25 protein-coding genes are annotated in these 23,331 nt (G+C 71.2%); 17 read left to right on the top strand and 8 right to left on the bottom strand.

Features of this window, described 5'->3' with window-relative positions:
• Nucleotides 1-14: 14 nt before the first annotated feature.
• Genes SPOPO_RS0121480 through SPOPO_RS0121490 form a run of 3 tightly spaced genes read left to right on the top strand, consistent with a single transcriptional unit; the run spans nucleotide 15 to nucleotide 2,052 of the window.
• Nucleotides 15-872, top strand: a complete 858-nt coding sequence (locus tag SPOPO_RS0121480; protein WP_019877145.1) for a HipA family kinase — start codon at nucleotides 15-17, stop codon at nucleotides 870-872.
• A complete protein-coding gene (locus SPOPO_RS0121485; protein WP_019877146.1) occupies nucleotides 869-1,279 on the top strand; it encodes a DUF3037 domain-containing protein in 411 nt (136 codons plus the stop codon). Before SPOPO_RS0121480 ends, SPOPO_RS0121485 begins: the two co-directional genes overlap by 4 nt.
• On the top strand, nucleotides 1,279-2,052 hold the full coding sequence (locus SPOPO_RS0121490; protein ID WP_019877147.1) for a CoA transferase subunit A: 774 nt from the start codon (nucleotides 1,279-1,281) through the stop codon (nucleotides 2,050-2,052). The genes SPOPO_RS0121485 and SPOPO_RS0121490 overlap by 1 nt, the downstream gene beginning before the upstream one ends.
• Nucleotides 2,053-2,059: 7 nt before the next feature.
• On the opposite strand, the gene SPOPO_RS0121495 is transcribed toward SPOPO_RS0121490, so the two are convergent.
• The gene (locus tag SPOPO_RS0121495; RefSeq protein ID WP_028984999.1) at nucleotides 2,060-6,316 is read right to left on the bottom strand and encodes a bifunctional nitrate reductase/sulfite reductase flavoprotein subunit alpha; all 4,257 of its coding nucleotides are present in this window, start codon (nucleotides 6,314-6,316) and stop codon (nucleotides 2,060-2,062) included.
• Between the two features lie 108 nt (nucleotides 6,317-6,424).
• Here SPOPO_RS0121495 and SPOPO_RS0121500 point away from each other — a divergent pair, with 108 nt between their 5' ends.
• A complete protein-coding gene (locus SPOPO_RS0121500; RefSeq protein ID WP_019877149.1) occupies nucleotides 6,425-6,796 on the top strand; it encodes a YchJ family protein in 372 nt (123 codons plus the stop codon).
• Nucleotides 6,797-6,858: 62 nt separating this feature from the next.
• Here SPOPO_RS0121500 and SPOPO_RS0121505 read toward each other — a convergent pair whose 3' ends face one another.
• The 3 genes from SPOPO_RS0121505 to SPOPO_RS0121515 are packed head-to-tail and all read right to left on the bottom strand — an operon-like array spanning nucleotide 6,859 to nucleotide 9,035.
• Entirely contained in the window at nucleotides 6,859-7,737 is an 879-nt protein-coding gene (locus SPOPO_RS0121505; RefSeq protein WP_019877151.1) for a dioxygenase family protein, read from the bottom strand.
• Nucleotides 7,738-7,788: 51 nt separating this feature from the next.
• A complete protein-coding gene (locus tag SPOPO_RS0121510) occupies nucleotides 7,789-8,445 on the bottom strand; it encodes a class I SAM-dependent DNA methyltransferase (RefSeq protein ID WP_019877153.1) in 657 nt (218 codons plus the stop codon).
• A 20-nt stretch (nucleotides 8,446-8,465) separates the two neighbouring features.
• Nucleotides 8,466-9,035, bottom strand: a complete 570-nt coding sequence (locus SPOPO_RS0121515; protein ID WP_028985000.1) for a GNAT family N-acetyltransferase — start codon at nucleotides 9,033-9,035, stop codon at nucleotides 8,466-8,468.
• A gap of 47 nt (nucleotides 9,036-9,082) precedes the next feature.
• Between SPOPO_RS0121515 and SPOPO_RS0121520 the strand changes: the two genes are divergently transcribed.
• The 6 genes from SPOPO_RS0121520 to SPOPO_RS30990 all read left to right on the top strand — a co-directional run bounded on the left by SPOPO_RS0121520 (nucleotide 9,083) and on the right by SPOPO_RS30990 (nucleotide 12,593).
• Nucleotides 9,083-9,637: a TIGR03086 family metal-binding protein gene (locus SPOPO_RS0121520; RefSeq protein WP_019877155.1), complete on the top strand. Its 555-nt coding sequence runs from the start codon at nucleotides 9,083-9,085 to the stop codon at nucleotides 9,635-9,637.
• A gap of 1 nt (nucleotide 9,638) precedes the next feature.
• Nucleotides 9,639-10,040, top strand: coding sequence for a hypothetical protein (locus tag SPOPO_RS0121525; protein WP_019877156.1), 402 nt, complete (start codon nucleotides 9,639-9,641; stop codon nucleotides 10,038-10,040).
• 18 nt (nucleotides 10,041-10,058) lie between these two features.
• On the top strand, nucleotides 10,059-10,325 hold the full coding sequence (locus SPOPO_RS0121530; RefSeq protein ID WP_019877157.1) for a type II toxin-antitoxin system Phd/YefM family antitoxin: 267 nt from the start codon (nucleotides 10,059-10,061) through the stop codon (nucleotides 10,323-10,325).
• 6 nt (nucleotides 10,326-10,331) lie between these two features.
• Nucleotides 10,332-10,760: a type II toxin-antitoxin system VapC family toxin gene (locus SPOPO_RS0121535; RefSeq protein WP_019877158.1), complete on the top strand. Its 429-nt coding sequence runs from the start codon at nucleotides 10,332-10,334 to the stop codon at nucleotides 10,758-10,760.
• Between the two features lie 638 nt (nucleotides 10,761-11,398).
• On the top strand, nucleotides 11,399-11,665 hold the full coding sequence (locus SPOPO_RS0121540; RefSeq protein ID WP_156870107.1) for a hypothetical protein: 267 nt from the start codon (nucleotides 11,399-11,401) through the stop codon (nucleotides 11,663-11,665).
• Between the two features lie 13 nt (nucleotides 11,666-11,678).
• Nucleotides 11,679-12,593, top strand: coding sequence for an AraC family transcriptional regulator (locus SPOPO_RS30990; RefSeq protein WP_019877160.1), 915 nt, complete (start codon nucleotides 11,679-11,681; stop codon nucleotides 12,591-12,593).
• Here SPOPO_RS30990 and SPOPO_RS0121550 read toward each other — a convergent pair.
• From SPOPO_RS0121550 to SPOPO_RS0121565, 4 genes are read right to left on the bottom strand one after another with little or no spacing between them, the layout of a single operon-like run.
• A complete protein-coding gene (locus SPOPO_RS0121550) occupies nucleotides 12,526-14,985 on the bottom strand; it encodes an ATP-binding cassette domain-containing protein (RefSeq protein WP_084671404.1) in 2,460 nt (819 codons plus the stop codon). The two genes, SPOPO_RS30990 and SPOPO_RS0121550, sit on opposite strands and share 68 nt — an antisense overlap.
• Before the next feature lies 1 nt (nucleotide 14,986).
• Nucleotides 14,987-15,397: a VOC family protein gene (locus SPOPO_RS0121555; protein ID WP_019877162.1), complete on the bottom strand. Its 411-nt coding sequence runs from the start codon at nucleotides 15,395-15,397 to the stop codon at nucleotides 14,987-14,989.
• Between the two features lie 5 nt (nucleotides 15,398-15,402).
• Complete coding sequence (locus tag SPOPO_RS0121560) at nucleotides 15,403-15,864, bottom strand: helix-turn-helix transcriptional regulator (RefSeq protein WP_019877163.1); 462 nt, start codon at nucleotides 15,862-15,864, stop codon at nucleotides 15,403-15,405.
• A gap of 28 nt (nucleotides 15,865-15,892) precedes the next feature.
• On the bottom strand, nucleotides 15,893-16,405 hold the full coding sequence (locus SPOPO_RS0121565; RefSeq protein ID WP_019877165.1) for a MarR family winged helix-turn-helix transcriptional regulator: 513 nt from the start codon (nucleotides 16,403-16,405) through the stop codon (nucleotides 15,893-15,895).
• 85 nt (nucleotides 16,406-16,490) lie between these two features.
• Here SPOPO_RS0121565 and SPOPO_RS0121570 point away from each other — a divergent pair, with 85 nt between their 5' ends.
• The 7 genes from SPOPO_RS0121570 (at nucleotide 16,491) to SPOPO_RS33135 (ending at nucleotide 23,321) form a co-directional block, all read left to right on the top strand.
• The gene (locus SPOPO_RS0121570) at nucleotides 16,491-16,778 is read left to right on the top strand and encodes a hypothetical protein (RefSeq protein ID WP_019877168.1); all 288 of its coding nucleotides are present in this window, start codon (nucleotides 16,491-16,493) and stop codon (nucleotides 16,776-16,778) included.
• A gap of 28 nt (nucleotides 16,779-16,806) precedes the next feature.
• Nucleotides 16,807-18,279 carry a protein adenylyltransferase SelO gene (locus SPOPO_RS0121575; RefSeq protein ID WP_019877169.1) on the top strand — a complete coding sequence of 491 codons (1,473 nt, stop codon included), beginning with the start codon at nucleotides 16,807-16,809 and terminating at the stop codon, nucleotides 18,277-18,279.
• Between the two features lie 10 nt (nucleotides 18,280-18,289).
• Entirely contained in the window at nucleotides 18,290-19,114 is an 825-nt protein-coding gene (locus SPOPO_RS0121580; RefSeq protein WP_019877170.1) for a mycofactocin-coupled SDR family oxidoreductase, read from the top strand.
• 11 nt (nucleotides 19,115-19,125) lie between these two features.
• Entirely contained in the window at nucleotides 19,126-19,890 is a 765-nt protein-coding gene (locus SPOPO_RS0121585) for a maleylpyruvate isomerase family mycothiol-dependent enzyme (protein ID WP_019877171.1), read from the top strand.
• Between the two features lie 117 nt (nucleotides 19,891-20,007).
• Nucleotides 20,008-22,227 carry an MMPL family transporter gene (locus SPOPO_RS0121590; RefSeq protein ID WP_211210941.1) on the top strand — a complete coding sequence of 740 codons (2,220 nt, stop codon included), beginning with the start codon at nucleotides 20,008-20,010 and terminating at the stop codon, nucleotides 22,225-22,227.
• Between the two features lie 57 nt (nucleotides 22,228-22,284).
• Complete coding sequence (locus tag SPOPO_RS0121595; RefSeq protein ID WP_033385144.1) at nucleotides 22,285-22,686, top strand: TOBE domain-containing protein; 402 nt, start codon at nucleotides 22,285-22,287, stop codon at nucleotides 22,684-22,686.
• A 47-nt stretch (nucleotides 22,687-22,733) separates the two neighbouring features.
• Nucleotides 22,734-23,321, top strand: coding sequence for a hypothetical protein (locus tag SPOPO_RS33135; RefSeq protein ID WP_019877174.1), 588 nt, complete (start codon nucleotides 22,734-22,736; stop codon nucleotides 23,319-23,321).
• Nucleotides 23,322-23,331 lie beyond the last annotated feature (10 nt).

The following is a 23,331-nucleotide window of genomic DNA, read 5'->3' on the forward strand; positions in this document are numbered from 1 at the left end:
GCAGACTTCGGCGGGTGAACTCCCCAGAAGCCGCTCTGCCCGTCCGCGTCGGGACGCGGTACGTGGCCCCGTTGCGCGAGGGCGGGTCGCTGCCCGGGCTGATGGAGGCCGACGACCTCGGCACGTACGTCGTGAAGTTCCGCGGCGCGGGTCAGGGCCCGAAGGTGCTCGTCGCCGAGGTGATCTGTGCCGGCCTCGCCCGGGCGCTCGAGCTGCCGGTGCCGGACCTGGTGGCGATCGAGCTCGACCCGGCGCTCGCCCCGGGGGAGCCGGACGAGGAGATCCAGGCGCTGCTGAAGGCGAGTGCCGGTCTGAATCTCGGGGTCGACTACCTGCCGGGGGCGCTGGACTTCGACCCGGCCGACCTCGACCGCGACCTCGGCCTCGCCGGCCAGGTGCTCTGGTTCGACGCGTTCGTTCAGAACGCGGACCGCTCGTGGCGGAACCCGAACATGCTGCACTGGCACGACCGGCTGATCCTGATCGACCACGGCGCCGCTCTGACGTTCCATCACGACTGGACGCGGGCCGAAGCCTCGGTCGCCCGGCCGTACGACATCGGCGAGCACGCCCTGGTCCGGTTCACCCCCGACGTCACCGCGGCCGCCGAGATCTGCGCGCCGCGGGTGACGGACGACCTCCTGCGTTCGGTACTCGCCGTGGTGCCGGACGAGTGGTTGGTGGCGGACGACGAGCGCTCGCCGGACGAACTGCGGGCGGCGTACGTCGCGCGACTGCGGGCACGGCTGGACGCCCAGTCGGCGTGGCTCCCGGCGCTGGCCGAGGCCGCGGCGGCCGGGCCGGTGATCGCGGAGCGTGGCAGCAACCGACCCGCGTGGCTGGACCGTCGCGGGCGGGGAGGCCGGGCGTGAGCGGGCGGGTGAGCTTCGAGTACGCCCTGTTGCGGGTCGTGCCCCGCGTCGAACGCGGCGAGTTCATCAACGGCGGGGTGCTCTTGTACTGCCGGGCACGCGACTACCTGGCGGCGGAGACCCATCTCGACGTCGAACGCCTGCGGGTCCTGGACGGGCGCGCGGACGTCGCCGCGATCGAGCGCGCGCTGGCGACCGCGGCCGATGTGTGCGCGGGCGGTTCAGGGGCCGGTCCGGTCGCGGCCGAGGACCTCGGCAAGCGCTTCCGGTGGCTGACCGCACCGCGCAGCACCGTGATCCAGCCCGGACCGGTGCACACCGGTCTGACCCTCGACCCCGCCGCCGACCTCGCGCGGTTGATGCGCTCGCTCGTGCTCCCGGCCCCCGCCGCGCCGGATCGGCCCTGATGGACAAGACGGTCGCGTCGGCGGCGGAGGCGGTCGCGGACATCGGCGACGGCGCGACGCTCGCCGTCGGCGGGTTCGGGCTCTGCGGCGTCCCGGCGGTGCTGATCGACGCCCTGCACACGCAGGGGACGACGAACCTGCACGTCGCGTCGAACAACTGCGGCGTCGGGGAGATGGGGCTCGGCAAGCTCCTCCACGCGCACCGCATCGCGCGCATGACCGCCTCCTACATCGGGGACAACCGCGAGTTCGCGCGGCAGTACCTCGCCGGTGAGCTCGAGGTCGAACTGATCCCGCAGGGGACGCTCGCCGAACGCCTCCGCGCCGCCGGCGTGGGCATCCCGGCGTTCTACACCCCGGCCGGCGGCGGGACTCTGGTCGAGACCGGTGGCATCCCGTGGCGCTACGACACCGAGGGCCACGTCGTTGCTTCGTCGCCGCCGCGGCCGACGGCCGAGTTCACCGTCGACGGCGTGACGCGGACGTACGTGCTCGAGCAGGCCTTCTTCGCCGACTTCGCGCTGGTCCGGGCGATCAAGGGCGACCGGCACGGGAACCTCGTCTTCCACCGCGCGGCGCGGAACTTCAACCCGGTCGCGGCGATGGCCGGCCGGGTCGCGATCGCCGAGGTCGAGGAGCTCGTCGAGGTCGGGGCGCTGGACCCGGACGAGGTCCACCTGCCCGGCGTCTTCGTCCACCGCGTCCTGCCCCTGACACCGGAGCAGGCCGCGGACAAGCCGATCGAGAAGCGGACGCTCCGGGATTTGACCTGACTCGGCGTCAGTACACGTCGCGCACGTAACGCCGCTGGGTGACGAGGCTGCGGACGTAATTCTCGGCGCGATCGCCGAGACCGCCGTGGTCGCGGACGATCTCGATGAGCGCGGCGTGGACGTCCTTCGCCATGCGTCCGGCGTCGCCGCACACGTAGACGTGCGCACCGGCGTCGAGCCATCGCCAGAACTCACGGCCCGCGTCGCGCATCAGGTCCTGCACGTAGACCTTCTGGCGCTGGTCGCGCGAGAACGCGAGCGAGAGCCGGGTCAGCAGACCCGCGCCGTACATCTCCTCGAGCTCGGTGCGGTAGTAGAAGTCGGTCGCGGACCGCTGCTCGCCGAAGAAGAGCCAGTTGCGGCCGTGGTGCCCGAGCTGGCGGCGCTCCTGGAGGAAGCCGCGGAACGGCGCGACCCCGGTTCCGGGACCGATCATGATCATCGGCGTCCGGCCGTCGGCGGGCGGACGGAAGTGCGGCGAGCGCTGGAGGAAGACCGGCACGGTCTCGTCGGCGCAGCGGTCGGCGAGGAAGGTCGAGCAGACGCCGTGCCGGGCCCGCCCCTCGTAGGCGTAGCGCACGGCCGACACCGTCAGCGCCACCTCGCGCGGGGACTCCTTGGGGCTCGACGAGATCGAGTACAGCCGCGGCGTGAGCGGGCGGATCACCTCGAGCCAGTCCTCGGTCGCGGCGCGGACCGGGTACTCGCCGAGCAGGTCCATCGCCTGCTTGCCCCAGAGCCACTGCTCGAGCGCGATCTTGTTGTTAGCGCGCAGCAGACGGGCGAGGTCCCGGTCGGGGTGACGCTCGTTCACGAACTTCATCAGGTCGGGGGTGATCCGGACGATGTCGAGGTACTCACGCGCGGCGGTGCGCAGGTCGGTCTCGGGCCGGTCGTCGAGGGCGACGACGGCGTCCCCGTCGAGCCCGGTGACCGCGAGCCACTCGTCGACCACCGCCGCGTCGTTCTTCGGCCAGACCCCGAGCGCGTCGCCAACCTCGTAGGCGCAGCCGTCCTCGAGCGCGAAGCCGAACTGCCGGACGTCCTTCGCCGAACCGGCCCCGCTGAGGGCGAGGTTCGTGACCAGTCGCGTCGGCAGTGGCTGCCGGCGGGTGAAGAGACCGTTCTGCTCGACGTCGGGCTGGACGTCGGGGGAGACGTACTCGGCGCCGGGATCGGGCGCGGGCAGCGGCACCGACGGCGGGAGCGTCACCGCGACCGGGCGGACCACGGGCCGCGCCTGCGCCCCGGGCGGGGGCGCAGCCGGCGGGGGCTCCGGGCGGTCGTCGCCGGGGCGGTCGTCGTCGGGGCGGAGCAGGTCGCGGACGGCGGTCAGCCAGTTGGCGGCGCGGGCGCGGTCGTCGGGTCCGGCGTCGACGCGGTCCGCGAGGCGGGTCGCGCCGAGTTCGGCGAGGCGGGCGTCGAGGCGGCGGCCGTGGCCGCAGAACTCGGCGTAGTTGGGGTCCCCGAAGGCGAGCACGGCGAACCGGACGCCGTCCAGCCGGGGCGCGTCGACCGCGCTGAGCCCGGCCCAGAATCCCTGACCGTTGTCGGGGGCGTCGCCGTCGCCGAAGGTGCTGGTGACGACCAGCAACGTCGTGACCTGCGGCAACGTCGCGACGTCGAGGTCGTCCATTCCCGTGAGGTGGACGGGAAGACCGTCCCGGGCGAGCAGGGCCGCCGCCCCGCTCGCGAAGTCCTCGGCGTTCCCCGTCTGCGACGCCCAGGCGAGCACCACGGTCTCCGCCGGTGCCGCCGCACTGGAGATGACATCTTCAGTGCCGGCCCCGGCCGGAGCGGTGTCGCGGGAGAACAGCCCGGCCAGCAGCCCTGCGACCCAGGCCCGGCGCTCGTCGTCGAACGGCGCGTCCGCGGGCAGCACCGGCGTCCCCGGCCGCGCCTGCGGCGAGGCCAGCCCGACCGTGAGTCCGGCCAGGTACTGCCGCTGCGTCGCGGTGAACTCCGGCGCCGTGAACTCCGGCGCCGTGAACTCCGGCGCCGTGAACTCCGCCCCGATGACCTCACCCAGCCCGAGCGCGCCCGCCAGCGCCGACCCCACTGGAGATGACATCTCCAGTGCAGGGGCGACGCGGGCGAGGGCGACGGCGCAGACCTTGAACTCCGGCTGGAAGGAGGCGGGGTCGACGGCGTCGTTGGTGACGGCGTTGATCGCGAGGTCGGCGCCGAACGCGTCGTTCCAGTGGAACGGCGCCCAGCAGGTGCCCGGGGCCATGCGGTCGCTGATCACCGCAGGGAGCACGGCGCGTCCGCGGCGCGAGGTGATCTCGACCCGGTCACCGGCGGCGAGGCCCAGCGCGGCGGCGTCGTCGGGGTGGAGCTCGACGAACGGGCCGGGGTTGAGCTTCGCCAGCCGCGGGACCTTTCCGGTCTTGGTCAGCGTGTGCCACTGGTGCTGGACGCGTCCGGTCGTGAGGACGAACGGGTGCTCGGCGTCCGGCAGTTCGGCCGGCCCGACGTGGGGGCGGGCGTGGAAGACCGCGCGGCCGTCGGGGGTGGCGAACGCCAGGCGCGGGGTCGTGCCGTCCTCGTGGGTGACGAGCGCGCGACTGCGCCCGTCGTTGAGGTAGCGGATCGGGTGACGGGCCTCGTCGTCGTCCGGGGGAGCGGGCCACTGGACGGGGGAGCTGCGCAGCCGGTCGTAGGTGACGCCGCGAAGGTCGTAGCCCGTGGCGGGGTTCGCGAACGCCCGCAGCTCGTCGAAGATCTGCTCGGCGCTGTCGTAGGTGAACGCCTCCACGAAGCCCAGCCCGCGGGCGATGCGCGCGATCAGGTCCCAGTCCGGCAACGCCTCGCCGGGCGCGTCGGCCACCGGCTGAAGCAGCGTCAGGTTCCGTTCGGAGTTGACGAAGACGCCGTCGACCTCGGTCCACAGCGCCGCGGGCAGGACGATGTCCGCGTAGGCGTTGGTCTCGGCGTCGGTGAAGGCGTCCTGGACGATGACGAGCTCGGCGGCCTCGAGCCCGGCGATCACGGCGTTGCGGTTGGCGACCGAGGCGACGGGGTTGGTGCAGATCACCCAGATCGCCTTGATCTCCCCGGCGGCGGCCTTCCCGAACAGCTCGACAGTGCCCGACCCGACGTCGGTGCGCAGCGTCCCGGCCGGCAGGTTCCAGATGTTCTCGACGAACGCACGGTCGTCGGGGGAGAGGACGGCGCGCTGCCCGGGCAGCCCCGCGCCCATGTAGCCCATCTCGCGGCCGCCCATGGCGTTCGGCTGGCCGGTGAGCGAGAACGGGCCGGAGCCGGTCCGGCAGATGGCGCCGGTCGCGAGATGCAGGTTGCAGATCGCGTTGGTGTTCCACGTGCCCTGGACCGACTGGTTGAGGCCCATCGTCCAGCAGGTCATCCAGTTGGCGGCGCCGCCGATCCACGCCGCCGCGGTGCGGAGGTCGGCCTCGGCCAGACCGGTGATCTCCGCGACCCGGGCCGGGGCGTAGTCCGCCAGCATCGCCGCAACCGCGTCCCAGTTCGTCGTGAACTCGGCGATGAAGTCGGGGTCGTGGTCGCCGTTCGCGACGATCAGGTGCAGCAGCCCGTTGAGCAACGCGAGGTCCGTGCCGGGGCGCACCTGGAGGAACAGGTCCGCCTTGTCGGCGGTCGCGGTGCGGCGGACGTCGACGACGACCAGCTTCGCTCCGGCCTTGACCCGCTCCATCATCCGCAGGAAGAGGATCGGATGGCAGTCGGCCATGTTCGAGCCGATCACGAGGAAGACGTCGGCGGAGTCGAAGTCGTCGTACGACCCGGGCGGGGCGTCGGAACCGAGCGACTGCTTGTAGCCGACGCCGGCGCTCGCCATGCACAGCCGCGAGTTCGACTCGATGTTGTTGGTGCGCAGGTAACCCTTGGCGAGCTTGTTGGAGAGGTACTGCGCCTCGGTCGTCATCTGCCCGGAGACGTAGAGCGCGACCGAGTCCGGTCCGTGCTCGTCGACGATCGCGCGCAGGCGGGCGACGGCCTCGGCGATCGCGTCGTCCACCCCGACGGCGATCGGGGTCGCTCCGCGCTCGGGCCGCAGCAGCGCGGTCTCGAGCCGCCCGGGCGCGCAGGCGACCTCGGCGCTCGTCGCGCCCTTCGTGCAGAGGCGTCCGCGGTTGGCCGGATGCTCGGTGTCCCCGGTGACGGAGCGGACGTGCCGCCCGCCGGCTTCGTCCCGGCCGATCTCGAGGACGATGCCGCAGCCCACGCCGCAGTAGGAACAGACGCCGCGGACACGCTCGGTCGAGGGGGAGTGGGGGCTCACCCTGCCAGGGAAGCCGCCGCGTGTTTCCGATCCGTTTCATCCGTATCGCGCGCGGCGACACCCGCCCTCACCGCACCCGGGGACGGCGCGTGAGTACGGTCTGCTGTCATGCCGCCCCGCCCCTGCCCGTGCGGCGCCCCGGCGCCCTACGACGCGTGCTGCGGCCCGCTGCACCGCGGCGACGCCCCGGCCGCTTCCGCGGAAGCGTTGATGCGCTCCCGCTACAGCGCCTTCGTCCTCCGGGACGCCGATTACCTGCTCGCGTCCTGGCACCCGTCGACGCGGCCGCGCAAGCTGAACCTCGACCCGGACATCCGGTGGCTCGGCCTGGAGGTGACCTCCGCCAGCGGTGGCGTGTTCGACACCACCGGCCTGGTCGAGTTCCGCGCCACCCACGACGCCGGCGTCCAGACCGAACGCAGCCGTTTCGTCCGCGAGGGCGGCCGCTGGTACTACGTCGACGGCGTCGTCGCGCGCTGACACACCACAACGTCAGCGGGACCGCGCGTCATAGCGCTCGATCCCGCTGACGTTATGAGGGTTCAGGCCACCTGGAGCGAACGCTTCGCGAAACCGAACTGGAAGTCGTCGATCAGGGTCAGGGCGGGGGTCTCGGGGTCGGTGGCGGCGCCGAGGGTGACGAACAGCGGCGTGAAGTGCTCGACGGTCGGGTGGGCGTACGGCATGCCCGGGGCGCGGCGGAAGTTCGCGAGGGCGTCGACGTCGCCGCGGGCGAGGGCGTCGGCGGCCCAGGCGTCGAAGTCGGCCGACCAGCCCGGAACCTGGTTGAAGAAGAACATCTCGCGAGTGGCGAACTGCAGGCCGTGGGTCATGAAGCCGGAACCGATGACGAGCACGCCCTCCGAGCGCAGCTGACGCAGGCGCCGGCCGAGGTCGAGCAGCTTGTCCGGAGCGTTGGTCGGCAGGCTCAGCTGCAACACGGGGATGTCCGCGTCCGGGTAGAGGATCTTCAGCGGCACCCAGGCGCCGTGGTCGAGACCGCGCCGCGGGTGGACGTGGACGGGCTCGGTGTCCGGCAGCACGGCCGCGACCTGGCGCGCCAGCGCGGAGGCGTCCGGGGTCTCGTAGCGCTCGTTGTAGTAGCGGGCCGCGAAGCCGCCGAAGTCGTAGACCAGGGGAGTCGCGGCCCCGGTTGCGCTCAGGCTGATCGGCGCGGACTCCCAGTGGGCGCTGACGATCAGGATCGAGCGCGGCACCGGGAGCCGCTGCGCCCAGGTGAAGAGCTGGTCGATCCAGTGCGGATCGTCGAACAGCGGTGGGGCGCCGTGGCTGACGTACAGCGCGGGCATCGGCCCGTCGGCGGGCGTCCAGGGCCGGCGCTCGGCGGTGCGGGGCGCCACGTCCCGCAGGAAGGCGTCCAGCGCCGCGCCGGGGACCTCGGGGGCCATGATCGAGGACATTGCGCGCTCCACATCTCGACGGTCGGTCACCCTCGCCAACAAGTTGTAGCGTCAACTAATTCCGGCGTCCGGCTTTCGGGCCAGGACGTAGCCCTGCGGAGTGCGTTCGTGGCGCTCGACCGCCTCGCGCTCCAGTCGCGCGCTGACGACGAGACCGGCACCCTCGGCCAGGTTCGCCACCTCGGCGCAGGTCCGCCGGTGGAAGTGGAGGTCGATGCAGTGCCCGTACCCCTCGGCGTAGTGGACCACCCCGTCGCCCGTCTGGAAGACCACCAGCAGGTGCCCACGAGGAGCGAGCGCACGGGCGAACCCGGCGAACACGTCCGGCAGTCGCGCCGGCGGGACGTGAATGATCGAGTAGAAGGCGAGCAGCCCGTCCAGCGAGTCGGCTGGGAGCTGAAGGTCCGTCATGTCGCCGACGGAGAAAGACAATTCGGGGTGGTCACGTCTCGCCACGGCCAGCATTCCGGGGGAGAGGTCGATCCCGAAGACGTCGAGGCCGCGGGCCGCCAGCCACGCCGTCACCCGCCCGGTCCCGCAACCGACGTCGGCGACACGGCCGCCCGGGCCGACGAGTTCGGCGAAGACAGCAAGGGCCGCGCGGTCCCAGGGTTTGACGTCGAGGTCGCGGCGCCAGGCCTCGGCCACGGTCTCGGCGACTTCGTCGTAGGAGTTGCGGGTGGCGGTCAGGAACTCGGGCTCGGGCACCCACGGAACGGTAGGGCCCGTCAGAACGCCTGACGCGCATGCCACTCCTCGCGGGTGATCGCGTACTCGACCTCGCCGAGCTCGGAATCGGGGAGCGGGTCGGGGAAGTCGAGCCGGAAGGTCCGGACGTACCGCAGTCCGACGGCCTCCATCGTCCGGCGGGAGGCGACGTTGACCGCCATCGTCTCGGCGAAGATCCGCGCGAGCCCGAGATCGACGAAGCCGTGGCGCAGCAGGGCTCGGGCGCCCTCGGACGCGAAGCCCTGCCGCCACCACTCGCGCCGGACGCGGTAGCCGAGTTCGGCCTGGCCGGCGACCGGGCCCTGGTCGTCGCGGTGCGGCGGTTCGAGCGTCCAGCGCCCGATGAACTCGTCGCCGGCGAACCCGGCCCACACGCCGAGGCCGGGGACACGGTCGGCGAGGGCCAGCAGCGCACGGTGCGCCTCGACGGCCTCCTCGCGGGTGCGGCCGCGGCCGGTGAGGTGACGCATCACCTCGGGGTCGGCGTCGAGACGGACGCTGTGCTCCACATGCTCCGGTGCCAGCGGCACGAGCCGGAGTCGGGGAGCCAGCACGATTGCCTGCGCCATGCCTCGCAGGCTAGGCGGCTGTCGGTGGCCGGGCTTAGGTTCGGGTCATGACCGAGACAGCGAGTTCAACGACGGCCGAGCGCTACCGGAAGGTGGCGGCGGCATTCACGGAGCGGGTCGAACGCGTGCCCGCGGACGCCTGGGACAGCCCGAGCCCGTGCGAGGGCTGGGTGGCGCGCGACATCATCCGGCACATCGTCGGCACGACCGAGTTCTTCCTGGGCTCGCCGGCGAAGGGTGGCCCATCGGTCGACGAGGACCCGGTCGGCGCCTGGAAGGCCGCACGGGACACGATCCTCGGCGCTCTCGCCGATCCGGCGATCGCCGGCAAGAAGGTCGAGAGCCCGGCCGGGACGCGGACCATCGAGGAGATGATTGCCATCTTCGGTGTCGGCGACGTGTTGATCCACACCTGGGACCTGTCCCGGGCGACGGGCCAGGACGACACCCTCGACGCCGACGAGGTGAATCGGCTGTTCACCTTCATGCAGCCCATGGACGAGATGATGCGCCAGGGCGGCGCGTTCGGCCCGAAGGTCGAGGTGCCGGCGGACGCCGACGAGCAGACCCGGCTCATCGCGTTCACCGGCCGCACACCCTGACGTGACCCGCCTCCGCTGCGCCCGGTGCGGCGCGGAGCTCACGCGCGACCTGGTCGAGATTCCGCTGCCGGATTGGGTGGCCCCTGAGCACCCGGAGGACGTGCACCCGCTGATGCCGCCCGGGACGTACGCGGTCGACCCGCGGGGCGTGTCGCGCCGGACGCACCGGTCGCTGGTCGTCAACCCGGCCGATGCGGTGGGCCTGCGGGAGCACGACGACGCCATGCGCCTCAATGGGTGCTGCCGGCGTGACGGGCTCGACGGACCGAATCAGCTGTGCGCATCCTGCGGCGCCGAGGTCGCGACCCTCCAGGACGACTGCTGGGTCGACTGGTCGACGCTCAGATTCGCGCCTGACGCGGTTCTGGTCGGGGAGACAAAGGATGTACATCAGGGGGAGTAGCAAATGTACGATTCTGGGGTGGACGTTCCGATCAGCAAGCTCCGCGCCGACCTGGCGGCCTGGATCGCCCGTGCGCAGGCCGGCGACGAGGTGGTGATCACCGATCGGGGCACGCCGGTCGCAAGGCTGTGCCCGGTCGAATCCGCATCGTTGGTCGAACGACTCGTCCGGGACGGCGTGCTGACACCGGCCAAGAATCCACGCACACCCAGCAGGAACTTCAAACGAATTCGTCCGACCCCAGGGCCGCCGATCTCGGACGCCGTCGCCGAGCAGCGACGCTGACCCGCCGTGGCTGTCGCGTACTTCGACAGCAGTGCGCTGGTGAAGCTCGTGCTGACCGAGGACGAGTCCGAGCTCGCCGCGACGCTGTGGGATTCGTGCGACGTCGCCGTCTCCAGTCGGCTCGCGTACCCGGAGGTCCGTGCCGCACTGGCGGCAGCAGGCCGGTCCGGCCGACTGGGACGCCGAGCCCTGGCGGACGCCGAGACGCTCTGGGCCGAGATCTGGTCGGAGGTGTTCGTCGTCGAACTCAGTGAGCCGATCGCGTTCGCCGCCGGAGATCTGGCGACGCGACACGGCCTGCGGGGCGGCGATGCCGTCCATCTCGCCAGCGCCGAGACGATGTCGACGGCCACCGTGTTGTTCGTGGCCTGGGACCAGCGGCTCCGGGAGGGCGCAGTAGCTCGCGGACTGGCCGTCGTGCCGGCTCTCAACTGAGCGGTGGTGCATCCCTCCAGGTCACAAGGGGATCCGCATGCCTGCATTACTTGACATAACGTACATTATCGGCGGTCTGGCCAGGCGTGGCGAGTTGACGCTCGAGCGCGGCGAACGCCGCGATCACCTCGGGCGCCTCGAAGGCACGATTACGTCGGCCCAGCGTGATCTGCCGCAGGATGTTCGCGTCGACGAGGGCCTGGATCCCCCGCGGCGAACCGACAGGTCACGGTGGCGTCCGCCGTCCGGACGCACGCGGACCCGGTCACCGGCGCCGGCCCGAGAGCCGCGGCCGACGTTGCCGCCAGGACCGGCAGGAGCAAAGCCGACATGAGCGCGCCGGTCCGGGCCGCGACCCGGGGAACCGCACACCGCATGGGGTCAGTGTGCTGGACGGCCCGGTGCGTCGGCGAGACCTCGCAGCAGATCGACGCCGAGTCAGTTCGTCGGCCATCCCGGGCCGCCACGTGACCCGCACCACTCGCGGATCGAAGGATTGTCCAGGAAGCGGGAAGTTCCCGCTCTGACCTTGTCGACCGCTCGGCTCGAGAATGGAAGTGCTGAAGAAGTGGCGCACGAGGGCCACCAGCGACGTACCGCCGATGGCACCACGAACGGCACCGGAAGGAGCGAGCGACATGACACGGATAGCAGAACCGCAGCGCGTGCAGTCCAACCTGGAGACGGAGATCGCGGACGACCTCAAGTCCGACGTCCTGGCCACCATGGACCGCAGCTTCTCCTCCGGTGTCGCTGCTCTCAGTGACGAGGAGATTCGTGAGCGGGGCCGCATCCGAGCTCACGACGGCGCGGTCGAATCGACCTACTGGTACATGTTCGCCATGCTCACACTCGGGCTCTACGCTGCCTTCTGGATCGTCCTGTTCACCGAGATGAACAACTAGCCACTCCGGGGAGGTGCGCGCTCTGGCCGAGCCGGACCTCCCCGTTCTGACGGCACGTCACACCGGGACCGGACCCGCCGGTGTGCGGGTACTCCCCTTCGACGCCTCGCACGACCGCGTCCTCCTCGGCCCGCACCGGCACGGGAACCTGGAACTGATGTTCTACGCCGAGGGCTCGGGTGTGGACCGACTCGGCGACAGCGCCTTCGCCGTCGAGGCCGGTGACGTCCTGCTCGTGACACCGGGTGTGGTGCACGACGCCAGCGGCATCGCCGGGGCCCGCGGTTGGGCGATCGAGTTCGACGCGGCGGCGCTGATCACCGTCGACTCGGCCGCCGCCGGCCGGGCCGGTACGACCGGCCGGCTCTGGTGGTCCAATCCCCTGCTCACGCCGTTCGTGCTCGCCGGCCGCGGACCGCGGTACGCGCACCTGGTCGTTCCCGTCGATCGCCGCGACGAGTGGGTCGCCCGGATGCGCGAGATGGAACGCGAGCACACCGAACGCGTCGACGGGTGGGAGGAGGTGCTGGCCGCCCTGCTGCACGTGACCCTGATCGACCTCGCACGGTTCGCGGCGCCGTACGCCGCCGGGCTGCGGCACCAGGGCGAGACCTTGCTGGCGCAGGTCTTCGAGCTCATCGACGAGCGCTACCCGGAACCGCTGAGCACCTCCGACGTCGCGGAGGCCGTGTCGCTCACGCCCACTTATCTGACGACCCTGGTCCGGCAACGGACCGGCCGCACGGTCCTGGACTGGATCACCGAACGCCGCATGGCCGCCGCGCGCGAACTATTGCTCACCACCGACCTGTCGGTGGAAGCCGTCGCCGGCCGGGTCGGTTTCGGCGACCCCACCTACTTCAGCCGGCGCTTTCGCGCCCTGCACGGACTCTCCCCCGGCCGTTGGCGGACCGCCGCGGGCGTGTGAGCTGTGCCCCGACGTACTCCGCGAGGTGCTGTCCGGTGAGGGTGGAGCGGGCGGCCACCAGGTCGGCCGGGGTGCCCTCGAAGACGATACTACCGCCGTCGTGGCCGGCACCCGGACCGAGATCGATGATCCAGTCCGCGTGGGCCATCACCGCCTGGTGGTGTTCGATGACGAGAACCGACTTGCCCGAGTCCACGATCCGGTCGAGCAGCGCGAGCAGGTTCTCCACGTCGGCGAGATGCAGACCCGTCGTCGGCTCGTCGAGGATGTAGACCCCGGCCTTCTCCCCCAGGTGCGTGGCGAGCTTGAGCCGCTGGCGCTCTCCCCCGGACAACGTCGTCAATGGCTGACCCAACGTCAGGTAGCCGAGGCCGACGTCCTTCATCCGCGCGAGGATCGCGTGGGCGGCCGGTGTCTTCGCGTCGCCGTCGGCGAAGAACGCCTCAGCGTCGGCCACGGACATCGTGAGGACCTCGCTGATGTCCTTGCCGCCGAACTTGTAGTCGAGCACCGAGGCGTCGAACCGCTTGCCCTCGCACTGCTCGCAGACCGTCGACACCGGCGCCATCACGCCCAGGTCGTGGAAGATCACGCCCGCGCCGTTACAGGTCGGGCAGGCACCCTCGGAGTTCGGGCTGAACAGCGCCGGCTTCACGCCGTTCGCCTTGGCGAACGCCTTGCGGATCGGCTCCAGCAGCCCCGTGTAGGTCGCGGGGTTGCTGCGCCGGGAGCCCTTGATCGCCCCCTGGTCGATCGCGACGACCCCGTCGCGGCCGGCGACCGAACCGGAAATCAGCGAGCTCTTTCCCGAGCCCGCCACACCGGTCACCACGACAAGGACCCCGAGCGGGATGTCCACGTCGACCTTCTGCAGGTTGTGCAGGTCGGCGCCGCGGACCTCGAGGACGCCGGTCCGCTCCCGGACCGTCTCCTTCAGCGCCGCGCGGTCGTCCAGGTGACGCCCCGTCAGGGTGTCGGAGCCCCGCAGCCCGTCGAGGTCGCCCTCGTAGACCACCTCCCCACCGTCGGAACCGGCGCCGGGGCCGAGGTCGACGATGTGATCGGCGATGGCGATCGCCTCCGGCTTGTGCTCGACGACCAGGACGGTGTTGCCCTTGTCCCGCAGCTGCAGCAGCAGGTCGTTCATGCGGGCGATGTCGTGCGGGTGCAGGCCGATCGTCGGCTCGTCGAACACGTAGGTCACGTCGGTCAGCGACGACCCGAGGTGCCGGATCATCTTGGTTCGCTGCGCCTCTCCCCCGGACAGCGTCCCCGACGGCCGGTCGAGCGAGAGGTAGCCGAGGCCGATCTCGACGAACTTGTCCAGCGTGTGCTGGATGTTGTCCAGAAGCGGCTTGACCGACGGCTCCTGCAGGCCGCGGACCCACGCGGCGAGGTCGGAAATCTGCATGGCGCACGCGTCCGCGATGCTGATGCCCGAGATCTTCGACCGGCGCGCGTGCTCGGCCAGGCGGGTGCCGTCGCACTCCGGGCAGGTCGCGAACACGACCGCGCGCTCGACGAACGCCCGGATGTGCGGCTGCATCGCCTCGACGTCCTTCGACAGGAAGGACTTCTGGATCTGCGGGATCAGGCCGACGTACGTGAGGTTGATGCCCTCAACCTTGATCTTGGTGGCCTCCTTGTACAGGAGGGCGTCGAGCTCCTTCTTCGTGAACTTGCGGATCGGCTTGTCGCAGTCGAAGAACCCGCACCCGTTGAAGATGCGCCCGTACCAGCCCTCCATGGAGTAACCGGGGATGGTGATGGCTCCGTCGTTGATCGACTTGTTCTCGTCGTAGAGCGCCGCGAGGTCGAAGTCGGAGACCTTGCCCATGCCCTCGCAGCGCGGGCACATGCCGCCGGTGACGGTGAAGCTGCGGCGCTCCTTCACCTGCCGGCCGCCCTTCTCCACCGTGATCGCACCCGCGCCGCTGACCGAGGCGACGTTGAAGGAGAAGGCCTGGGGCGAGCCGACGTGGGGCTGACCCAGTCGGCTGAACAGGATGCGCAGCATCGCGTTCGCATCGGTGACGGTGCCGACGGTCGAGCGGGCGTTGGCACCCATCCGCTCCTGGTCGACGAGGATCGCCGTGGTCAGCCCGTCGAGAACGTCGACGTCGGGCCGCGCCATCGTCGGCATAAAGCCCTGCACGAAGGCCGAGTAGGTCTCGTTGATCATCCGCTGCGACTCGGCCGCGATCGTGCCGAAGACCAGCGAGGACTTGCCTGACCCCGAGACGCCAGTGAACACGGTCAAGCGGCGTTTCGGGATCTCGACACTGACGTCCTTGAGGTTGTTCACCCGTGCGCCGTGGACGCGGATCCGGTCGTGCGAGTCGGCGGCGTGCTGGGCCATGCGGGTGGTCGCCTTCCTGGACGTCGACGTCATGTCAGCCGATCTGCTGGATGCGGACGGTGTTCCCGGCGGGGTCGCGGACCGCGCAGTCGCGCGAGCCCCAGTCCTGGTCGATGGGCTCCTGCAGAATGTCGGCGCCGCCGGCCTCGAGCTTGGCGAAGACGCCGTCGAGGTCCTTGGTGGCGAACATGATCGCGCCGTAGGTGCCCTTGGCCATCATCTCGGCGATGACGCGGCGCTCCTCGTCGGTCACACCCGGGTCGGCGCCGGGCGGGTGCAGCACGATGTTCACGTCGGGCTGGTTGGGCGGGCCGACGGTGAGCCAGCGCAGGCCCTCGTAGCCCACGTCGTTCCGAAGCTCGAAGCCCAGGAGGTCGCGGTAGAACGCCAGCGCGGCGTCGGTGTCGTTGTGCGGGAGGAAGGTGGCGGAAATGTTGATGTCCATGTCACTCATGCTGTCCGCGGCTCCCCGGGCGGCGCTTCTTGATTCCTGACCGGTCTGACGCGGACGGGTCGGGTGACCGTGCGGGCGACGCACGGCGGCATGGCGCCGTCGACCGGCGCGCCGTCCCGCCGGTAGACGCTCGGCGGCACTCCAACCAGCTCGGTGAACCGGGTGCTGAACGTGCCGAGCGACGAGCAGCCCACCGCGAAGCAGATGTCGGTCACGCTGCGGTCGGTGAGCCGGAGCAGCGTCATCGCCCGCTCGATCCGGCGGGTCATCAGATAGGAGTACGGCGACTCGCCGTAGGCCCGCTTGAACTCGCGGCTCAGGTGGCCGGCGGACATGTGGACGCCGCGCGCGAGTTCCTCGACGTTGAGCGGACGGGCGTACTCGCGGTCCATCCGGTCGCGGACCTTGCGGAGCAGCACGAGGTCCCGCAGGCGCTGCTCCTCGGCGGGCGTACTCACCCGCGGGATCGTACGGTGCGAACCTGGCTCAGTCGGGGATTCGTTCGGCCGCGGTGATGACGTCGCCGAGCGCGGTGTGCAGGGCCATCAGGTCCTCGACGCCCACCCCGAGCCGGCGCACGACCGCGTACGGAATCTTCTCGGCCTCGGCGCGCAGGGCCCGTCCGACCTCCGTCAGCTCGACGGACAGCGCCCGCTCGTCCTGCGAGCTCCGGCGGCGGCTGAGGTACCCCAGGGACTCCAGCCGCTTGAGCATCGGCGAGAGCGTCGCCGGTTCCAGCCGCAGCGTCGCGCCGATGTCCTTGACCGTCCGGGGCTCGCGGTCCCAGAGCGCGAGCATCACCAGGTACTGCGGGTGCGTCAGACCGAGCGGTTCGAGCAGCGGCCGGTAGATGCCGATGACCGACCGGGACGCCACCGCCAGGGCGAAGCAGACCTGGCGGTCCAGCGCGAGCGGGTTCTCCCCGAGGTCGATGTCCCCCCGATCGCCTCCTCCCGGGTCCAGGATCCCGTCCACCCCGTCGGGCGCGTGCGTCGTCATGTCTCCCCTGCGGCGTCGTCGGCCGGGTGCGGCTGTGATGCACCCCATTTTGTTAGGGCACAAATCATTAGACTACTATGGAGCCATGGCGAACGACGCTGACGAGCACGGGAAGAGCAACGCGCTCTACCAGGACAACCGCACCGCTCCGATCGTGAAGAAGGAGCCCAAGGCGGCGGTGATCAGCGCCCGCCAACTCGCGCCGGGCACGTACGAGCCGCGCTGGTACGAGGACATCCCGTGGCGGATCTCGTACCGGATCAAGCGCGGGGTCTTCACGATCTGGGGCCCGCCGCAGCTCAACCCGCACAACGACCCGCTCGCCCTGCTGGCCCGCCGCCGTGAGGAGCGCTACGCCGGGCGCACCCGCTGAGTTCTCTCCGCGGACGTAGCCTCGGCGTATGACTTCCGTCGCGGCGCCCGACATCCGTCTCGAGAGCTCGTTCGCGCGGGACCTCGAGGGCCTCTACGTCGCCTGGCAGGCCGCGCAGTTCCCCTCGCCGTCGCTGCTCGCGTTGAACGACGACCTGGCCCGGGAGCTCAAACTCGACCCGGAGTGGCTGCGCAGCCCGGCCGGCGTTCGTTTCCTGCTCGGGGCGGAACTGCCCGAGGGCGCGGTCCCGATCGCGCAGGGCTACGCCGGTCACCAGTTCGGCGGCTACTCCCCCCGACTCGGCGACGGTCGCGCCCTGCTGCTCGGTGAGCTGACCGACGTTCGCGGGACCCTGCGCGACCTGCACCTGAAGGGCTCCGGCAGCACCCCGTTCTCCCGCGGTGGGGACGGCAAGGCCGCCGTCGGCCCGATGCTGCGCGAGTACGTCATCGGCGAGGCGATGCACGCCCTCGGCGTCCCGACCACCCGCGCGCTGGCCGTCCTCGGCACCGGGGAGCAGATCTACCGCGAGGAGGGCGCGCTCCCCGGCGCCGTCCTCGTCCGGATCGCCGCCAGTCACCTGCGCGTCGGCAGCTTCCAGTACGCCTCCGCGCTCACGGTGGCCAAGCGGGACGAGACGGTCCTGCGGCGCCTCGCCGACTACGCGATCGCGCGCCACCACCCGCAGGCGGCCGAGGCCGAGCAGCCGTACGTCGCGCTGCTCGACGCCGTGACGACGCGTCAGGCCGAGCTGGTCGCCCGGTGGATGTGCCTCGGATTCGTGCACGGCGTGATGAACACCGACAACGTCACGATCTCCGGCGAGACCATCGACTACGGTCCCTGTGCCTTTCTGGACGCCTTCGACCCCGCCACCGTGTTCTCCTCGATCGACTCCGGCGGTCGCTACGCGTACGCCAACCAGCCGTCGATCACCCTGTGGAACCTTTCCCGGTTCGCCGAGGCGCTGCTCCCCCTGCTCGGGGGTGACACCGACGAGGCGGTCGACCTCGTCGTGCCGGTGCTCGACGAGTTCGCGGACCGGTTCGCCCACGCGTGGCGCGCGGGGGTGCTCGCGAAGCTCGGGTTGACCGAGTCGGATCCGGACGCGGACGGGCAACTCGTGCAGGACCTCCTCGAGCTGATGGCCGCCGAGCAGGTCGACTGGACCTCGTTCTGGCGGTCGCTCAGTTCTGCGGCCCGCGGCAACCCGGCTCCGGCGCGCGACGCGTTCCTCGCCCGCGACGCGTTCGACGCCTGGGCCGAGCGGTGGCTCGCCCGCCAGCCGGACGCCGACGCGATGGATCGCGTCAACCCGATCTACATCCCGCGCAACCACAAGGTCGAGGAGGCGCTGGCCGCGGCGACGCGCGGCGACCTCGGCCCGGTGACGCGTCTGGTCGAGGTCGTCCGCGACCCGTTCACCGAGCAGCCGGGTGCCGAGGAGTACGCCGTGCCCGACCCGAACGGCGGGAAGTACGTCACCTTCTGCGGGACCTAAGCTCCACCGCATGGCACGACTCGACGGCAAGGTCGCCCTGATCACCGGCGCGGCCCGCGGCATGGGTCGCGCCCACGCACTCCGGCTGGCCGCGGACGGCGCCGACATCCTCGCCCTCGACATCTGCGCCGACATCCCGAGCGTCGGGTATCCGCTCGGCACCCCGGCCGAGCTGGCCGAGACGGTGGCCGGGGTCGAGCAGGCCGATCGCCGCGCGTTGGGCCTGACCGCGGACGTCCGCGACGTGGAGGCGATGAAGGCCGCCGTCGCGCAGGGGGTGGCGGAGTTCGGCCGGCTCGACGTCGTCATCGCCAACGCCGGCATCGCGCTGCCGGCGTGGGACGTCGGCGACCCGCAGGCGTTCACCGATCAGATCGCGGTCAACCTGACCGGCGTCTGGAACACCGTCCACGCGGCCGCGCCGGCGATGATCGAGGCCGGCAACGGCGGCGCGATCGTGCTGATCAGCTCGGTGATGGGCCTGTCCGGGAGGACCGGCGGCGGCAACGGCACCGCCGACGGCTACACCGCCGCCAAGCACGGCCAGGTCGGTCTGATGCGGGCCTGGGCCCGGTGGCTCGCGCCGCACGCGATCCGGGTCAACACGATCCACCCGAGTGGCGTGGCGACGCCGATGGTCCTCAACGACACGATGGCCGCGCTGTTCGCCGACAAGCCGCCGCCCGAGAGCGGCGCCGACGTCGGGAACCTGCTGGACGTGACGATCCTTCAGCCCGAGGACATCGCCAACGCAGTCGCCTGGCTGGTCTCCGACGAGGCCAAGTACGTCACCGGTGTCTCCCTACCGGTCGACGCCGGTTTCGCCGTCCCCTGACCGGAGGTTCGATGCAACAGATCACGACCGACCTCGCCGCCCAGCACGCCGAGTTGCGTGCCGTGCTCACCGACCTGCGACCCGAGCAGTGGGACGCGCCGTCCCGGTGCCCGGGCTGGTCGGTCGCCGACGTGGTGCTGCACCTCGCGCAGGCGGACGAGGTCGCGGTCGCGAGCGCCCGCGGGAACATCGACGCCGGCGCCCGCGCGGCGGGCTGGGACCTCGACGCGCTCCACTCGGGCCGGCACTCGATGGACGCCCTGGCCGACCTCGCGGTGCAGTCCCAGCGCGGCGCGGCCCCGGACGCGCTGCTCGCGCGCTGGTCCGACGTCGCGGACGCCGTGGTCGAGACGCTCGGGGCGATGGACCCGAAGGAACAGGTGCCATGGGTCGTCGGGACCCTGCCGGCCCGGACGCTGGCGACCACGCGCCTCGCCGAGTGCTGGATCCACACCGGTGACATCGCCCCGGCCGTCGGCGTCGAGCAACCGTTCAGCGAGCGGATGTGGCACATCGCACGGCTCGCGTGGCGGACCATCCCGTACGCCTTCAGCCAGGCCGGGCAGGAGTTGACCGGCCCGGTCGCGGTCGTGCTCACCACCCCCGAGGGGCGGACGTGGACCTTCGCCGATCCCGACCCCGTGACCACCGTCACCGGGGACGCCATGACGTTCTGTCAGGTCGCGGCGCGACGGATCCCGGGGGACGAGAGCGGGCTGACGGCGACCGGCCCGGACGCCGAAGCCGTTCTTGACCTGGTTCGCACCTTCGCCTGACCGTCCGGGACGGGTTGCGGGACAGGCTGCGGGGAGGAATCCGGGAGAACCCGGATGCGAGGGAGGGCGCGCCGCCGCCATCCTCAACAGCGCTCCTCTACCGTCGTCACGTCGTCCTTGGGGGGACTCGTGGAACGCCTCGCTCATTTCGTGCTGCTGCATCGGCGGCTCGTCATCCTCGGTTGGGCGCTGATGTTCGTGATCGGCGGCATGACTGCGGCCAAGGTCCCGGACCGGCTCAACATCGACTTCTCGCTGCCCGGCCAGCAGGGGTACGAGACGTCGAAGGACGTGCTCGAGGAGTTCGGCAACGGCGGTCCGACCTCGAACACGCCGGTCATCGTCACCGCCACGGTGCCGGAGGGGCAGACGATCCCCGACCGCGCGTCCGACATCGAGCCTGTGCTCGCCAAGCTGGGCGAGATCATCCCGGGCGGCCGGATCGCCGACTACTTCTCCGCCGACGAGGACCTGTTCCTCACCGAGGACCGGCGGACGATGTTCGCCTACGTGTACCCGGAGGAGTTCACCTCCTTCGACTACGCGCCGTGGGAGGAGCTCCAGCCGCCGCTCGACGAGGCGATGGAGAACACCGACATCGACTGGGCGACCACCGGCTACGGGAAGCTGTCCGAGGGCGGGGACTCCGACGAGGAGTCCAGCCTGTTCATCGAGACGATGATCGGTGGCCTCGGTGCCCTGGCCGTCCTGCTGTTCCTGTTCGCCAGCCTGCTCGCCTTCATCCCGTTGCTGATCGCGGCGGTCTCGATCCTCACCACGTTCCTGGTCGTGCTGCTCGCGACCTACGTGATGGACGTCAGCTTCGTCGTGCAGTTCCTGATCGCACTCGTCGGTCTCGGTGTCGCGATCGACTACTCGCTCCTCGTCGTCAACCGATGGCGTGAGGAACGAGCCCACGGCCGGGACAACCACGACGCCGTCGTCATCGCGATGAAGTACGCCGGCCACGCCGTGGTCGCGAGCGCCGGCACCGTCGCGATCAGTCTGTGCGCGCTGCTCGTCATCCCGGTGCCGCTGCTGCGCAGCATGGGTATCGGCGGGATGCTCATCCCGGTGATCAGCACCCTCGTGGTCTGCACGCTGCTGCCGGCCGTCCTCGGCGGCATCGGGCCGCGCGTCGACTGGCCGAGGATCCGGCACGAGGACAAGCCGTCCCGCGGCTGGTCGGCCTGGGCCCGCGGCGTCGTCCGCTCCCGATGGCTCGCCGCCGGTCTCGCGACGATCGCCCTCGCGCTGCTGACCGCACCCATCTTCGGCATCAAGATCGGACAGGCCCGGACCGAGTCCCTGGCGAGCGGCGGCACGGCCTACGAGGCCCTGCAGACCCTGCACTCCGGCGGCGTCGCCCCCGGCGTCGTCTCCCCCATCGAGGTGCTTCTCACCGGCCCCGAGGCGAACGAGTCCGCGGGCAAGGTCGTCGCCGCGGCCGAGGCCACGGACGGTGTCTACGCCGCGTTCGCCCCGGCGAACGAGCAGTGGCGCACCGGCGACGCGGTCCTCGTCGACGTCATCCCGAACGCGGAGACCGTCGACACGACCGAGGCCGGCATCGTCGACACGCTGGCCGCGAACTTCGAGGGCATCCCCGGCGTCGTCGGCCTGTCCGGTTCCGGCCCGACGATCCAGGACTACATCGAGGCGGTCTACAAGAACTTCCCGTACAGCCTGGCGCTGATCGCGCTGGTCACATTTCTCCTGCTGGTCCGGACGTTCCGCTCGATCCTGCTGCCGCTCAAGGCGGTGCTGCTGAACATCTTCTCGGTGGCCGCGACCTTCGGCGCGACCGTCCTGTTCTGGCAGCACGGGTACGGCTCGGAGCAGATCTTCGACATCGAGGCCACCGGCGCGATCACGTTCTGGGTCCCGCTCGTGATCTTCGCGTTCCTGTTCGGCCTGTCGATGGACTACGAGGTGTTCATCCTCGCCCGGATGCGCGAGGAGTACGACCGGACCGGGCACACCGACACCGCGGTCATCGAGGGCCTGGCCCGGACCGGACGGCTCGTCACCGGCGCGGCGCTGATCCTGTTCCTCGCCTTCGTCGCCCTCGCGGCCTCCCCCGGGACCGAGATCAAGGTGCTCGCGACCGGCCTCGGCATCGGCATCCTCCTCGACGCCACGATCGTCCGCGCCGTGCTCGTCCCGGCCCTGGTCTCCCTGTTCGGGGACTGGAACTGGTGGCTCCCGGCCTGGATCGCCAAGCCGCTCCGGCTCGAGCCACACCCCCGGCCCGGAAAGACCCTCCCGGTCGCCCCTCCCCCGGAGGAGCCGGAGCTGGTCCCGACCCCGACCGGGTCGGGCCGGCCGCCCGGCTGACCCTGGCATCGACGGGACCAGTCGCCAGATTGGCCTCGCATCTGCAATACTCCAGTCGTGACCACGTTTCGCATCAGCGAGGTCGCTGACCTGATGGGGGTCAGCACCGACACCGTGCGCCGCTGGACCGACAGCGGCCGCCTGCCCGCCACCCGCGAGGCCAACGGGCACCGGACCGTCGAGGGGGCCGCGCTGGCCGCGTTCGCCCGGTCCCTGGCGGAGAACCCGGACCCCGAGCGCACCGTCACCACGTCCGCCCGGAACAGCATGCGCGGCATCGTGACCCACGTCGTCCGGGACACCGTGATGGCCCAGGTCGAGATGCAGTGCGGGCCGTACCGGATCGTCTCGCTGATGAGCCGCGAGGCCGCCGACGACCTCGGCCTGGAGCCGGGCGTCCTGGCGATCGCCATGGTCAAGTCGACCAACGTCATCGTCGAGCTCGCCGACGCCGACTGACCCCGATCTCCGGGCCGGTGCGGTCCGGACCGAGCTGGAGCTCCCCCATGTCCCGAGCACTTTCCGTCGTCGTCGCCGGCGTCCTCGCCGGAGGCACGCTCGCCGCGGCGCCCGGCGTCGCGAGCGTCGACTCCTCGTCCGGCACCGCCGCAAAGCTTCGAGGCGTCACCGTCAACGGCGCCGTGGGTGACCGCGGGCCGATCTCTCGTGCGGCCCTGGCCGGCTTCGACCAGCGCGCGGTGCGTATGACCTACCAGACCAGCGGCGGACCGCAGACCCACCGGTACACGGGTCCGCTGCTGTTGGACGTCCTGCGATCGGCCCAGCCGAACTTCAGCTCCGATCGGCACGACCCGCTCCGCTACGCCGTCCTCGTGCAGGCGACCGACGGCTTCCTGGCGGCGATCGCGTGGGGTGAACTCGACCCGGAACTCGCGAACAAGCGCGCGATCGTGGCGCTGACCGAGGACGGCAAGAAGCTGACCCGGCCCCGCATCGTCCTGCCCGGCGATCATCACGGCGCGCGCCAGGTGTACGACGTCGCCTCGATCTCGCTGCTCCGGCTGAGCCCGGAGATGGCCACCGGCAAGGCGGGCCGGGTCCTGCGCAACTCCCCCGGCCACGAGCACCACTGACGCCGCCTCA

Source organism: Sporichthya polymorpha DSM 43042 (genome assembly GCF_000384115.1).
Lineage (GTDB): Bacteria > Actinomycetota > Actinomycetes > Sporichthyales > Sporichthyaceae > Sporichthya > Sporichthya polymorpha.